This window comes from Pseudomonas sp. 2hn, assembly GCF_019646095.1.
In the GTDB taxonomy this organism is placed as follows: domain Bacteria; phylum Pseudomonadota; class Gammaproteobacteria; order Pseudomonadales; family Pseudomonadaceae; genus Aquipseudomonas; species Aquipseudomonas peradeniyensis.
Map to the genome: position 1 here is coordinate 1,394,198 of NZ_CP081016.1, position 12,984 is coordinate 1,407,181.

The 12,984-nt window shown below is 62.7% G+C and carries 15 protein-coding genes; 5 read left to right on the plus strand and 10 right to left on the minus strand.

What is annotated here, in order from left to right:
• Positions 1-27: 27 nt before the first annotated feature.
• On the minus strand, positions 28-891 hold the full coding sequence (locus tag K2O50_RS06520; protein WP_156329585.1) for an RHS repeat-associated core domain-containing protein: 864 nt from the start codon (positions 889-891) through the stop codon (positions 28-30).
• Between the two features lie 192 nt (positions 892-1,083).
• Here K2O50_RS06520 and K2O50_RS06525 point away from each other — a divergent pair, with 192 nt between their 5' ends.
• Positions 1,084-1,563 carry a hypothetical protein gene (locus K2O50_RS06525; protein WP_050704288.1) on the plus strand — a complete coding sequence of 160 codons (480 nt, stop codon included), beginning with the start codon at positions 1,084-1,086 and terminating at the stop codon, positions 1,561-1,563.
• Between the two features lie 11 nt (positions 1,564-1,574).
• The gene (locus K2O50_RS06530) at positions 1,575-1,817 is read left to right on the plus strand and encodes a hypothetical protein (protein WP_050704289.1); all 243 of its coding nucleotides are present in this window, start codon (positions 1,575-1,577) and stop codon (positions 1,815-1,817) included.
• Between the two features lie 56 nt (positions 1,818-1,873).
• On the opposite strand, the gene K2O50_RS06535 is transcribed toward K2O50_RS06530, so the two are convergent.
• The 4 genes from K2O50_RS06535 to K2O50_RS06550 form a co-directional block, all read right to left on the minus strand.
• Positions 1,874-2,164: a DUF3077 domain-containing protein gene (locus K2O50_RS06535; RefSeq protein WP_050704290.1), complete on the minus strand. Its 291-nt coding sequence runs from the start codon at positions 2,162-2,164 to the stop codon at positions 1,874-1,876.
• Positions 2,165-2,192: 28 nt separating this feature from the next.
• Positions 2,193-2,429 carry a hypothetical protein gene (locus K2O50_RS06540; protein WP_050704291.1) on the minus strand — a complete coding sequence of 79 codons (237 nt, stop codon included), beginning with the start codon at positions 2,427-2,429 and terminating at the stop codon, positions 2,193-2,195.
• Between the two features lie 403 nt (positions 2,430-2,832).
• Entirely contained in the window at positions 2,833-3,195 is a 363-nt protein-coding gene (locus K2O50_RS06545) for an addiction module antidote protein (protein WP_050704292.1), read from the minus strand.
• The gene (locus K2O50_RS06550; protein ID WP_050704293.1) at positions 3,192-3,500 is read right to left on the minus strand and encodes a type II toxin-antitoxin system RelE/ParE family toxin; all 309 of its coding nucleotides are present in this window, start codon (positions 3,498-3,500) and stop codon (positions 3,192-3,194) included. Before K2O50_RS06550 ends, K2O50_RS06545 begins: the two co-directional genes overlap by 4 nt.
• Positions 3,501-3,937: 437 nt before the next feature.
• Between K2O50_RS06550 and K2O50_RS06555 the strand changes: the two genes are divergently transcribed.
• Together K2O50_RS06555 and mqo are read left to right on the plus strand one after the other, a co-directional pair.
• Positions 3,938-4,129, plus strand: a complete 192-nt coding sequence (locus tag K2O50_RS06555; RefSeq protein WP_023630554.1) for a DUF4223 family protein — start codon at positions 3,938-3,940, stop codon at positions 4,127-4,129.
• A 328-nt stretch (positions 4,130-4,457) separates the two neighbouring features.
• Positions 4,458-6,095 (plus strand): malate dehydrogenase (quinone), encoded by a 1,638-nt coding sequence (gene mqo / locus K2O50_RS06560; protein ID WP_050704294.1) that lies wholly within the window; start codon positions 4,458-4,460, stop codon positions 6,093-6,095.
• Positions 6,096-6,360: 265 nt separating this feature from the next.
• Here the strand turns inward: mqo and K2O50_RS06565 are convergent, their stop codons facing one another.
• A complete protein-coding gene (locus tag K2O50_RS06565) occupies positions 6,361-6,696 on the minus strand; it encodes a helix-turn-helix transcriptional regulator (RefSeq protein WP_052896291.1) in 336 nt (111 codons plus the stop codon).
• A gap of 51 nt (positions 6,697-6,747) precedes the next feature.
• Here K2O50_RS06565 and K2O50_RS06570 point away from each other — a divergent pair, with 51 nt between their 5' ends.
• Positions 6,748-7,839 carry an NADH:flavin oxidoreductase/NADH oxidase gene (locus tag K2O50_RS06570; protein WP_050704296.1) on the plus strand — a complete coding sequence of 364 codons (1,092 nt, stop codon included), beginning with the start codon at positions 6,748-6,750 and terminating at the stop codon, positions 7,837-7,839.
• Between the two features lie 185 nt (positions 7,840-8,024).
• Here the strand turns inward: K2O50_RS06570 and K2O50_RS06575 are convergent, their stop codons facing one another.
• The 4 genes from K2O50_RS06575 to K2O50_RS06590 form a co-directional block, all read right to left on the minus strand.
• On the minus strand, positions 8,025-9,263 hold the full coding sequence (locus K2O50_RS06575; protein ID WP_050704297.1) for an FAD-binding oxidoreductase: 1,239 nt from the start codon (positions 9,261-9,263) through the stop codon (positions 8,025-8,027).
• Positions 9,264-9,266: 3 nt separating this feature from the next.
• On the minus strand, positions 9,267-10,844 hold the full coding sequence (locus tag K2O50_RS06580; protein WP_050704298.1) for an aldehyde dehydrogenase (NADP(+)): 1,578 nt from the start codon (positions 10,842-10,844) through the stop codon (positions 9,267-9,269).
• Between the two features lie 156 nt (positions 10,845-11,000).
• Positions 11,001-11,948, minus strand: coding sequence for a dihydrodipicolinate synthase family protein (locus K2O50_RS06585; protein WP_050704299.1), 948 nt, complete (start codon positions 11,946-11,948; stop codon positions 11,001-11,003).
• Positions 11,949-11,989: 41 nt separating this feature from the next.
• Positions 11,990-12,916 carry a 4-hydroxyproline epimerase gene (locus K2O50_RS06590; RefSeq protein ID WP_050704300.1) on the minus strand — a complete coding sequence of 309 codons (927 nt, stop codon included), beginning with the start codon at positions 12,914-12,916 and terminating at the stop codon, positions 11,990-11,992.
• Between the last annotated feature and the right edge of the window lie 68 nt (positions 12,917-12,984).

A 12,984-nucleotide genomic window follows, 5' to 3' on the forward strand; every position in this document is an offset into this window, starting at 1 on the left:
AAAAGTTGGGTAATGTTTTTGCAGTCGCTAACTCAGATCACGTCTCACAACTTCGACTTTTAGATTCGAAGCCTTCCAGCCCTTCAGATTTTTTATAAAGTTTGCTGCAGGCTTTAGGGTACTTTCCGCTGGGAGAAAATGGCCGCTTACATTTGTTAGTTGCACCGTGTTGCCTTTTTTTTTCAGCATCCCTGCAGCGACTACGTTGGTCCGTGTCAAGCCCGCCTGAGCAGCAATGGCAAGAAAAGCTGAGTGTGACGGTTCGACTTCCGGACTATTGTGGTAGCTGCCGACGATGAGCGTCCTATCCTGGGTGAGCACCCACTTATGGCTATGGAGTGAGTTGTTGATGTGTGGCTCGTTGAAAAAGTCCGCGTGTTTGATAATGCTGACTTGCGCTTGTCTACTTTCAAGGTAGGTATTTAGCTCCATTCGTTCACTGGCAAGCTTACCTGCTTTTACATCCGTCAATGGAGGCATGTTCTTAAGCTGCCATTTGTTCACCATTCTACTCAACCAGTTGTTTCCGCTTGGGTCGATCCTGTTTATCGGGTCTCCTGAGCAATAGGCGTAAGCATTGATGCCACCGGCATTGAAGGGGCTGAAGGCGTCTGGGCTTTGAAAACGCATTAAAACTGGGCTGAACGCTCGGTGACCATTGCCCAGCAGGTAGTTCCCGATTTTCGGATCGAAGGGTTTGCCGTTGAACGCCAAGACCGCTGATGCCGGTATTTCCGGGTGATGGTAGCCATAGGCGTTGTAGGTCCGTGTGCTAGCTGATCGACTTGTCTGCAATACAGATTCATGTGAGTCGACCTTGAGCAGCGCCAGGGTTATGGTGGTGTCCGACGATGCAGGCAGCGATTGGCTCATCGCTTTGCTGGGTGGCATGGATGTTTCTCCGTTTATTACAAGGCTCCTTGGAACTTGAATACTCTTGTCCAGAATCAACCTCCTGTGTAGCTGATAAAAATTACAGGTAGCATTCCTTCGGTACGTCAGGCTGGCGGCTATTTGCCATGATTTGCACTCTGGGTGCTTGTTGTACACAATCGCACCCTTTGCCTCGAAAGGATGCGTGCAATGAAGTTCGAAGGGACTTTCCAATACATGGGCAACCACGGGATCGTCTTCAACGTCTCGCAGATCACCCTGACCGACAGTGAGCGTGGACGCCTGCGCGAGCTGCATTTCGGTGAGGCGAGAAGCGCCCATTACGAGGTCAACAGCAAGGTCGTCGAGACCTACGACAGGATGCTGGCCAAGGGGCTGCCCTGCGTGATGAAGATCGGTATCTCCAAGCCGCTTACCCGCCAGCAGGGCGATACCCTCAATGCCCAGCGCACCAAGGTCGCCAACCTTGCCGCCTCGGCGTTCGCCGCCGCCGCGAGTTCTGTCGCATCGCCCTATGTTGGCGTGCCGGTGGGCGCTGGGGTGCGGGCCTATGCCAATGACGTCCTGCCCACCTACCATGCCGGCGATGTATTGGTCAGCATCGAGGCGCAGGTCAATGGCGGCATCGGGCCGCAGCACACCACCTCGACCCTGATCATCAAGACCTGAGGGAGACGCCTGTGTCCGAAATTATCTATGCGGTCATCGCCCTGGTGCTTTACGGCCTGTTGGATCGGTTCCTCAGGCCTTACGCGCTGCGCAAGTGGCTCGGGGTGGCGTTGGCGGTGGTTGGTGTCGTCGGTTGCATCCTTGTGAGCCAGACCCGTTCGTTCGGGTTGGACCTGGGATTGCTGTCGGTGCTTGCCACGGGGGCGGGTGTGGGCCTGTTTGTGAGGCGGCGGCGATTCGAGCAAGTTGGTTGATGCGATAAAGGTTTTTACCCGAAAGCCCCGTAGTTCTTGCTACGGGGCTTTTTGTATCAAACAGCGGAGTTGTTCGTCACTGCGTGGGAGACATCTTGCGACAGTGCTTTGGCCATGCCGGTGAGGTAGTGCGCGGCTACCAGCAATGTAGGTGCGTTCTTCAGATCTTGAGTCAGCGCGATATCGCTCAGGGTGTAGGCGCAGGTTATCAAGTTGGTGGATTGTTCCAGGGCATAGTCCATGGGGTGGCCCGCAACGACCTGGAACAGTGGGTTTTCGTTATCGACTTCACCGCTTTCGCCAAAGCTGCCGATGCCGACGGTGGTGATGCGCTTGTCTTGAGTCATGCCTGTTCTCCTTGTTGTCTGGGCGCGATCAATGCCTTGCCTGTACACGGCTCAGGGCCATTTCGATCAAGCTGCGTGCACTGTCGATTTCGTGCACGGCGGTCAGGGCCATGACCTGGCCCGGCGGCTTGCTGTGGATCATTGCGGCGTGCTGGGCGGCGGTGAGGGCGCAGACGAGATACTCGGCAACTTGAACGAGCAAATCTTCAATCTGATGTGGGGCGTCGCCAAGGCTGTTTGGCGGATCTGGAACCATCTTGCGCATATGCATCTCCGGAGTCGGTGGTGCTGCAACAAGCTTGCTGTCAAACAAGGGGGTGGCAGCGGTACGTGGGTTGACAGACCGAGGACTCCGGGACCCGGCGCACACAAGGTGCCCCACGTACTGCCGCCATAAGGGGTGCACGTGCTCGGAGTAGTATTCGGCCTGTCAAAGCCGGTCGTTGAGTTGGCAACGACGGGTCGAGACTAGGCCGCGAACCGAGCAGCTGCAATGGCTTGAATGGGGGAAAAGTGTGCTTGGGAAATGGACTACAGGAAATCAGGAAAGTCTGATGAAAATCTGTAGGAAGCTGAAAGGAATTGCCAGCAAGTTGGTCTTCTCAATCCTCAGATCACTTATTGGCTCTTTGCGGGAAACTCCGTTTTCACTTCATGCTATCGCCTGTTTATCGGCTTCTCTTGCTGTAGACGTTGGCGGTCTCGAGCGGCCTGACTGTCAGCTCTACACCTAGTGCAAGCATCAGCTTCTGGACGGTAGCGAAGCGCGTCTTGTCCCCTCCCTTGAGCGTTTTATAGAGTGACTCGCGGTTAACGCCTGCATCCTGGGCAAACTGATTCACACCGATGGCCTTGGCGACTTCACCGATGGCCTGCATCAGCGTCTGGGCATCGTTGCTGTGCATGGCTTCTGCCAGGAAGGCAGCAATGGTTTCGGGGTTGTCGAGGAAGCGGGAGGCCTCGAAGCGGTTGGTGTTGCTCAGTTCCAGGTCAAGGATCGGCATATCGCCAGACTCGGCATTTTTACTCATCTTCTTTTACCTCGCAGGGCATCGAGAATGTCCTTCGCTCGTTTGATGCCTCTGTCTTGATCAGTCTTGTCACTGCCGTAGAGCATCAAATAGCGCGCCATGCCTGTCCGCACATAGTAGATGCGGTAACCAGGCCCGATGAACACGCGCATTTCGCTGACACCGTCGCCGACGGGTTCGGTGTCACCGAAGTTGCCACCTTCTGCGCGGAGAATCCGTCCGGCGATCGCACCTTTGCCGATGGGGTCCTTGACGCCATCGAGCCAGGATTCAAATTCCGGCGTTGTGTCGATCAGGTTACTCATGCATGAAAGTAGCCTACTGGCTACTCCTTGTCCATGTGGGTGGTATTTTCGGATCAGACGCCAAGCCGGACGACGCTCGATTCAGCGCAGTGACGGCCTGAGGCTAGAGAGCGATTCGGTCGGTTGCAATGCTTTGAAGGAAGGGGACATCCGACTCGGAAAAGGACTACGGGCAGAGGGAAGTCCATGCTTTTCAGTCGGGATAGGCATCAGTCCCAGGGAATCAAGCTATTTCCGGTAAGGGCAATCTGTGCGAACTACGCCAACCTGTAACGTTTTAGCAAGTAGTTCATTACACTTAGTTGCCGTGCCGACAACTTGTTAGTTGACCCCCGTCAACTAGTGCAACTGTACTAACGCCTTTCGCTCACACCCCCTTTTCCCGTATGATCCGCGCGCCATCAGTTTGATGGTGGATCATGGACTAAAGGATTTTTATGAAAAAGCTGATCAAAGCTACTGTCGCTGTTGCTGTCGTTTCGGGCGTTGCCCTGCTGTCCGGCTGCACCGGCCAGGTCTACAACCAGCCTAAGAACTGCTCGTACGACTACCTGTTCCACCCATCGGTTTCCATCTCCAAGATCATCGGCGGCTGCGGCCCGATCGATAAACTGCCTCAGCAGCAGTAATCTTGGAAATACCCTGATCGGGTCGTTCACGGCCTGATCCAAGACCCCCGACCATGGATGTGGCCGGGGGTTTTTGTTTCTGGGGGGCGTGGTGGCTTGTCGCGTGGCAACCTGTCGTCTTGACGTCCCGGCGCGCGTTTGTTTGTGCTGGCAATTCGGTTACAATCCGTAAATCGTTTCAGCCTTGTCGGTCAATCCGACCAAAGGCTGGCGCGTCCAATGTCTCTCTGGCTGCTGAACAATGATCACAACAAGCCTGCGCTGAAGAACATGGAATACCTGGGCCAGCCACAGGCCCACCCTCCGTTCTACTGACTGGAATCGATCAATGTTCAAGAAAGCTGGCAAGACCTTGCTGGGTCTGGCAGTCGCGGCGAGCTTCATGCAAGCGCACGCCGAAGACACCAAGAAAGTCGACGTGCTGCTGGTTGGCGGCGGCATCATGAGTTCCACCCTGGCGGTCTGGCTCAACGAGCTGGAACCGAGCTGGTCGATGGAAATGGTCGAGCGCATGGACGGCGTCGCCGAAGAAAGCTCCAACGGCTGGAACAACGCCGGTACCGGCCACTCCGCGCTGGCCGAGCTGAACTACACCCCGATGGACAAAGATGGCAAGGTCAACATCACCAAGGCCATCGAGATCAACGAGTCGTTCCAGATCTCCCGCCAGTTCTGGTCCTGGCAGGTACGCCAGGGCGTGCTGAAGAACCCGCACTCGTTCATCAACACCACCCCGCACATGAGCTTCGTCTGGGGCGATGACAACATCAAGTTCCTGAAGCAGCGCTACGACGCCCTGCAGGCCAGTCCGCTGTTCCGTTCGATGCAGTACTCGGAAGACCACGCGCAGATCGCCAAGTGGGTCCCGCTGATGATGGAAGGCCGCGACCCAAGCCAGAAGCTGGCCGTGACCTGGAGCCCGATCGGCACCGACGTCAACTTCGGTGAGATCACCCGTCAGTTCGTTGGTCACCTGAAGACCAAAGAAAACTTCGACCTGAAGCTGTCCAGCGAAGTGCAGGACATCACCCGCAACGAAGACGGCTCCTGGCACGTCGAGTACAAGAACCTGAAGGATGGCACCGAGCACGCCACCGACGCCAAGTTCCTGTTCATCGGTGCCGGCGGCGGCGCGCTGAAGCTGCTGCAGAAGTCGGGCATTCCGGAAGCCAAGGAATACGCAGGCTTCCCGGTGGGCGGCTCGTTCCTGGTGACCGAGAACCCGACCGTTGCCATGCAGCACATGGCCAAGGCCTACGGCATCGCCTCGACCGGCGCGCCACCCATGTCGGTTCCGCACCTGGACACCCGCGTGCTGGACGGCAAGCGCGTGATCCTGTTCGGGCCATTCGCCACCTTCTCGACCAAGTTCCTGAAGAACGGCTCGTACCTGGACCTGCTGAGCAGCACCACCACCCACAACGTCTGGCCGATGGCCCGCGTCGGCATCGATCAGTACCCGCTGGTCGAGTACCTCGCCGGCCAGCTGATGCAGTCCGACGACGACCGATTCGCCGCCCTGCAGACCTACTTCCCGAACGCCAAGAAGGAAGACTGGAAACTGTGGCAGGCCGGTCAGCGCGTGCAGATCATCAAGCGTGACGCCGACAAGGGCGGCGTGCTGAAGCTGGGCACCGAGGTCGTGGCTTCCGAAGACCGCACCATCGCCGGCCTGCTGGGCGCCTCGCCAGGTGCCTCGACCGCCGCGCCGATCATGCTCAACGTGCTGGAAACCGTGTTCAAGGAGAAGGTCGCTACCCCTGAGTGGCAGGCCAAGATCAAGGAGATCATCCCGAGCTACGGTACCAAGCTGAATGATTCGGCCGCCGCCACCCAGAAAGAGTGGGACTACACCGCCGAAGTCCTGCAGCTGGAGAAGCCGCCGGTGATCGACCAGAGCGTCAAGACCAGCGTGGCGCCAGCCGCACCGGTCGAGAGCAAGCCTGCGAACGACATGGCGCTGTAAGGCCCCTGCTTGCCGGGCTTGCCCGGCAACACCAACCACGAGGATCGCCCCTGGCGGCCTCGTGGTTTTTTTGTGCCTGAGAATCGGGCAAGGGATTTACGCCTACCCTGTAGGAGCGGCCTCGTGCCGCGAAAGGGCTGCGTAGCGGCCCCAGCATTTCGGCGTTGAGCAAAGATTGCCGGGGCCGCAATGCGGCCCTTTCGCGGCACAAGGCCGCTCCTACAGGGATCGCGCAAGACTTGAGGTTGGCGTGGCCGGGTGCGGCTCAACGCTGCTCGAGAATACTGCCCAGCAACCCCGGGAAGCGGCTTTCGAGTTCTTCGCTGCGCAGCGAATTCATATGCGTGGTGCCGACGTTGCGGGTGTGCACCAGCCCGGAATCGCGCAATACGCGAAAGTGATGGGACATGCTCGACTTGGGCCGGCCGCCGTCCAGCTCGCCGCAGCTGGCTTCGGCGACACCGGCCAGGCGACGGACGATTTCCATGCGCACAGGGTCGCTCAGGGCATAGAGCAGGCGCTCCAGCGTCAGGTCTTCGGGGTTGGGGTGGGTATAGGCTCGCATGGACGACATGATAACGGGGGTTTCACAAATTGCCATAGTTCGAATATGATCGAACAATCGTATCCACCCTGTCCCTGGAGTTACCTCATGGCCGCCTTGTTCGAACCCTATACCCTCAAAGACGTCACCCTGCGCAACCGCATCGCCATTCCGCCGATGTGCCAGTACATGGCCGTGGATGGCCTGATCAATGACTGGCACCAGGTGCATTACGCGGGCCTGGCCCGTGGTGGCGCCGGCCTGGTGGTGGTCGAGGCCACCGCGGTGTCGCCGGAAGGGCGTATCACCCCCGGCTGCGCCGGCATCTGGAACGACACCCAGGCCCAGGCCTTCGTGCCGGTGGTCAAGGCGATCAAGGCCGCCGGTTCCGTGCCGGGCATCCAGATCGCCCACGCCGGGCGCAAGGCCAGTGCCAACCGTCCCTGGGAAGGTGACGACCATATCGCCGCCGACGATGCCCGTGGCTGGGACACTATCGCCCCGTCCGCCATCGCCTTCGGCGGCCACCTGCCGAAAGTGCCCAAGGCCATGACCCTGGACGATATCGCCCGGGTCAAGCAGGACTTCGTCGATGCCGCGCGCCGTGCCCGCGATGCCGGCTTCGAGTGGATCGAGCTGCACTTCGCCCACGGTTACCTGGGCCAGAGCTTCTTCTCCGAGCACTCCAACCAGCGTACCGACGCCTATGGCGGCAGCTTCGACAACCGCACGCGCTTCCTGCTGGAAACCCTGGCCGCGGTACGTGAGGTGTGGCCGGAGAACCTGCCGCTGACCGCTCGCTTTGGCGTGGTGGAATACGATGGCCGTGACGAGCAGACCCTGCAGGAGTCCATCGAACTGGCCCGTCGCTTCAAGGCCGGCGGCCTCGATCTGCTGAGCGTCAGCGTCGGCTTCACCATTCCCCAGACCAACATCCCGTGGGGCCCGGCGTTCCTGGGGCCGATCGCCGAGCGGGTGCGCCGCGAGGCGAAGCTGCCGGTGACCTCGGCCTGGGGCTTTGGCACGCCGGAGCTGGCCGAGGGCGCGTTGCAGGCCAACCAGCTCGACCTGGTGTCGGTGGGGCGTGCGCACCTGGCTGATCCGCACTGGCCGTATGCCGCTGCCAAGGCACTGGGTGTGGACAAGGCGGCGTGGACGCTGCCGGCGCCTTATGCGCACTGGCTTGAGCGTTATCGCTGAGTGAGGCTGGGGCCGCTCTCATGAGGCAAGACCTAATTCTTTGATCTCACTGGGGCAGCGTGGGAGCGGGCTTGCCCCGCGATATGGTGTATGGCACCGGCTTTGCCGGTGATCGCGGGGCAAGCCCGCTCCCACGCTGGTAGTGTTTGCAACGTTATTCTTTGAACGGCCTGGTGCTCGAAAAATCAGAACCGATCCAACCTGTACACCTGTTCCACTTCGGCCCCCGCAGCCAACCGCCCCACCCACTCTGCCGTCACCGCCGCCTGGGTCAACCCCAGGTGCTGGTGCCCGAACGCCAGCAGCACCTTGCCATCAGCCACCCGGTCGATCACCGGCAGCGAATCCGGCAACGAAGGCCGGAACCCCATCCACGGTGTCGCTCCCTTGGCATCCAGCTCACGCCGGAACAAGCCCTTGCTCAACCGATGCAGTTGCCATGCCCGCTGCATGCTCGGCGGCGCCTCGAGCCCGGCGAATTCCACCGTGCCGGCCAGGCGCAGGCCGTCGGCCATGGGCGTCATGATGAACTTGCGCTCCAGCGAGGTGACGGCGAATGGTAGGCGCTGGTGTTCCGCCGGCAGCATCAGGTGGTAGCCGCGCTCGGTATCCAACGGTACCTGCCGACCGGTCAGGGCGGCCGTGAGCCTGGCCGAATGTGCCCCGGCACTGATCAACACCTGGCGGGCCTCGAGGGTGCCCTGGTCGCTGGCAAGGGTGATGCCCTGGCCATGCACCCGGCCGCCATCGACCTCGGCATGCAGGAAGCGCACGCCGCTGGCCCTGGCGGCGCTGAACAGGTCGCAGACCACCTGATAGGGGTCGAGGAAGTGACCGGTGCGCGGGAAGAACAGGCCGCCCAGGATCGACGGACTCAACTGCGGCGCCGCTTCGCTTACCGCCTCGGCCGACCACAGGTCCACGGGCACGGCCTGTGCCTGCAGGCGGGCGTGCAATGCCGCGAGCGCCTGGCGCGATTCGTGGCGTTCGAACACCAGCAGCGAACCGTCTTCCTTGAGCAGGTGGTTGCGGTCGATGGATGCAAGCAGCCGTTGCCAGGCGCCGAGGCTGCTTTCGTTCAGCGCACGAAGGCCCGCGACGCTACGCTGGAACGGCGCCGGTCGCAGGTTGAGCAACAGGCGGGTGAACCAGGGCAGGGCCCGTGGCAGGTACTTCCAGTCCAGGCGCAGCGGGCCCATCGGGTCTAGCAGCATGGCCGGCAGGCGCTTGAGAATCGTCAGGTCGGCGATGGGAAACACCTGCTCGGTGGCCAGGTGCCCGGCATTGCCAAACGACGCACCGTGGCCCGGCGCCTGGCGATCGATCAGCAGCACCCGGCGGCCCTGGCGGGCCAGTTGCAGGGCGCAGGCAACGCCGACAATGCCGGCGCCGACCACGGCGATGTCCGTGTCAGTGGCGGTCATGGTTCAGCCTTCCCGTCGGCCATCGAGCAAGCGGCGCAGTTGCAGCGGGTTGCCCTGTTGCAGCGCATCGGGCAGCAGTGCATCGGGGAAGTCCTGGTAGCACACCGGGCGCAGGAAACGCAGGATCGCCGCAGTACCCACCGAGGTGCCGCGGGTGTCGGAGGTGGCCGGGAACGGGCCGCCGTGGACCATCGCGTCGCACACCTCGACCCCGGTCGGCCAACCGTTGACCAGGATCCGCCCGGCTTTGCGTTCGAGGGTGGGCAGCAGCTGGCGGGCGCGGTCGAGGTCGGCGGCGTCCAGGTGCAGGGTGGCGGTCAGTTGTCCTTCCAGGTGCTCGGCAACCTGGCGGACTTGCTCGTCGCTGTCGCAGGCGACCACCAGCGAGGTGGCGCCGAACACCTCGGCCTGCAGCGCAGGGTCGGCGAGAAACGCCTGGGCCGAGCTGGCGAACAGGTGCGCCTGGCACTGGTTCGGGCCTTGATGAGGCTGGCCGCTGGCGATCTGGCGGGCATTGCGGTTCTCACCCAGTGCGGCGACGCCGTTGGCATAGGCACTGGCAATGCCGGGGGTGAGCATGGTCTGCGCCGCGGCTTGCCGGACTTGCTCGGCGGCGGCATTGATGAAGCGCTCGAGGGCCGGCCCCTGGCGGGCGATCAGCAGTCCGGGGTTGGTACAGAACTGGCCGGCGCCCTGGGTCAGCGAAGTGACGAAGGCTTGGGCCAGAGGTTCCGCTCGGGCCTGCAGGGCGGCTTCGAAGAGGAACACCGGGTTGATCGAGCTCATTTCGGCATAGACGGGGATTGGCTCGGGACGTGCCTGGGCGGCCTGGCACAGCGCGAGACCGCCGCTGCGCGAACCGGTGAAGCCAACGGCCTTGATGCGCGGGTCGCTGACCAGACCGATACCGACCTCACGGCCGGCGCCGTACAGCAGCGAGAACACGCCTTCGGGCAGCTCGCACTGCGCGACCGCCCGGGCCACGGCCTGGCCGACCAGTTCGCTGGTGCCGGGGTGGGCGCCATGGGCCTTGACCACCACCGGGCAACCGGCGGCCAGTGCCGAGGCGGTGTCGCCGCCGGCCACCGAGAAGGCCAGCGGGAAATTGCTGGCGCCGAACACCGCTACCGGGCCCAGGGCAATCTGTCTTTGGCGCAGGTCGGGGCGTGGCAGTGGCTGGCGCTCGGGCAGAGAGTTGTCCACCCGTACATCCAGCCATTCACCGGCCCGCACCACGCGAGCGAAGGTGCGCAGTTGCGCGCAGGTGCGGCCGCGCTCGCCCAGCAGACGCGCCTTGGGCAGGCCGGTCTCGGTGTTGGCGCGGTCGATCAGGGCATCGCCCAGGGCTTCGATCTGCTCGGCGATGGTTTCGAGAAAGTGGGCGCGTTGTTCGAGGGTGGTTTCGCGGTAGGCATCAAAGGCCGCCCAGGCCAGGGCGCAGGCCTGGGTTACCTGTTCGGCGCTGGCGCCGGCGTAGCTGGGCTCCAGCGATTGGTTGCGAGTCGGGTCGACGGCACGGATCGGTGCTTCGGTGCCGACCACGGAGCGTTGGCCAATTAGCAAGTTGCCGGTAAGGGGCATGAGCACATCCTTTGGAATTAAATTCAGAATCAAGGGCGTGTCGCAGCCCTGTGGGAGCGGGTTTACCCGCGAAACAAGCAACTCGGTGCATGGCACCGGCTTTGCCGGTGTTCGCGGGTGAACCCGCTCCCACAGGGGGGCGGGCTGTCCTCGATATCAAGCCTGGTTGTGCTCGGCCGACCAGCTGGCGTACCAGGTGCGGAACAGCGCGTATTGCTGTTCGGCGTAGTGGCGCTGGGCGTCGGTGAGGGCGTCGGTTTCGTTGAAGTGCAGGCGGTACTCGGTGTCGCCGTTGAGCACCATCAGGTGCTTGTAGTACAGCACCAGGTCGCAGCCTTCATCGAACGACGACAGCACCGCCAGCGCCGACTCCAGCTCCCGGGCCTGGCGTCGGGCCTTGGCATCGCCCTTGGCGGCGCGCTTGCTCAGGCTGACCAGTTGCAGCACTTCACGGGGCAGCGCGTTGCCGATGCCGGTGATGGCGCCGGTGGCGTTGCAGTTGACGAAACCGTGCACCACTTGCGTGTCGACGCCGACCATCAGGGTCACGTCATCGTCCTGCGAGGTGATGTGCTCGGCGGCGTAGCGCAGGTCGGCGGCGCCGCCGAACTCCTTGAAGCCGATCAGGTTGGGGTACTCGCGACGCAGCGCGAAGAACAGGTCGGCGCGGGTGGCGAAACCATAGTAGGGGCTGTTGTAGATCACTGCCGGCAGCTTCGGCGCGGCGCCGAGGATCGCCGAGAAGTGATGCTGCTGGGCGGTCAGCGAGGCGCCGCGGGACAGCACCCGGGGGATGACCATCAGGCCGGCGGCGCCGACCTTGGCGGCGTGGGCCGCGTGGGACACCGCTTCGCGGGTGTTCACCGCGCCGGTGCCGACGATGGTCGGGATGCCGGCGGCGACCAGGCGCGCCACGCCCTCCTGGCGCTCGGCCTCGGTCAGCAGCGGCCAGTCGCCCATCGAGCCGCAGTACACCACCGCGCTCATGCCGGCGTCGATCAGTTCGCGGCCCTTGCGCACCAGGGCGTCAAAGTCCGGCTTGCGCTCGGCGGTGCAGGGGGTCATCAGGGCGGGCATGGTGCCGGTGAAGATGTTGTCGGTCATTGTTGTCACTCCTGGCGGTATTCAGTGGGAAATGAACGGGGTCAGATGCCCCAGGCGAACGGATCCTGCTCGTCGATCAGCAGGGTGCTGTCGGCGGTCATGTGGGCGCGGCCGGTGATGATCGGACGAATGCGTTCGCCGTCGCGTTCGTAGCGGCCGTGGAACTGGCTGCCGGTGATGCTGGCCTGGACCCAGGTCTGGCCTTCGGCGAGCTTGCCGTCGGCGGCCAGGCACGCCAGCTTGGCGCTGGTGCCGGTGCCGCAGGGTGAGCGGTCGTAGGCCTTGCCGGGGCACATGACGAAGTTGCGGCTGTCGGCGTTGGCGTCGTCGGCGAACAACTCGACATGGTCGATCGGGGCGCCGTGTTCGCCGGTGATGCCTTGGGCCTCGAGGGCCTTGAGCAGGGCCCAGGTGTAGTCGGTGAGGGCTTCGCGGTTGTCCAGCGCGATGCGCTGGCCGTGGTCGGAAACCAGGAAGAACCAGTTGCCGCCCCAGGCGATGTCGCCGCGCACCAGGCCATGCCCCGGCACGTCCACCGTCACCTGCCGGCGGTAGCGGTAGGACGGCACGTTGCCGACAGTGATGGCGCCGTCGTCATGCAGGGTGGCGCTGACCTGGCCGACCGGCGTGTCGATCTTGTGCTCGCCCGGCTCGATCAGGCCCAGGTGGCGCAGCGAGGCGACCAGGCCGATGGTGCCGTGGCCGCACATGTTCAGGTAGCCGGCGTTGTTGAAGAAGATCACCCCGCAGGTGGCATCCGCAGAGACCGGCGGGCAGTACAGCGCGCCCACCAGCACATCGTTGCCGCGAGGCTCCAGCAGGCAGGCGCGGCGCCAGTGGTCGTGCAGCTCGCGCAGCTCGTCGCGCTGTTCGGCCATGCTGCGGCCGTGCAGTGGCGGGAAACCCTTCATCACCAGGCGGGTCGGTTCACCGCCGGTGTGGGAGTCGATGACGTGGATCTGTTTCATAGGTCAGTTCGTTCCAACGTGTGGGGGAATCGTGGGAGCGGGCTTGTCCCGCGATGAGGCCGCTTGCC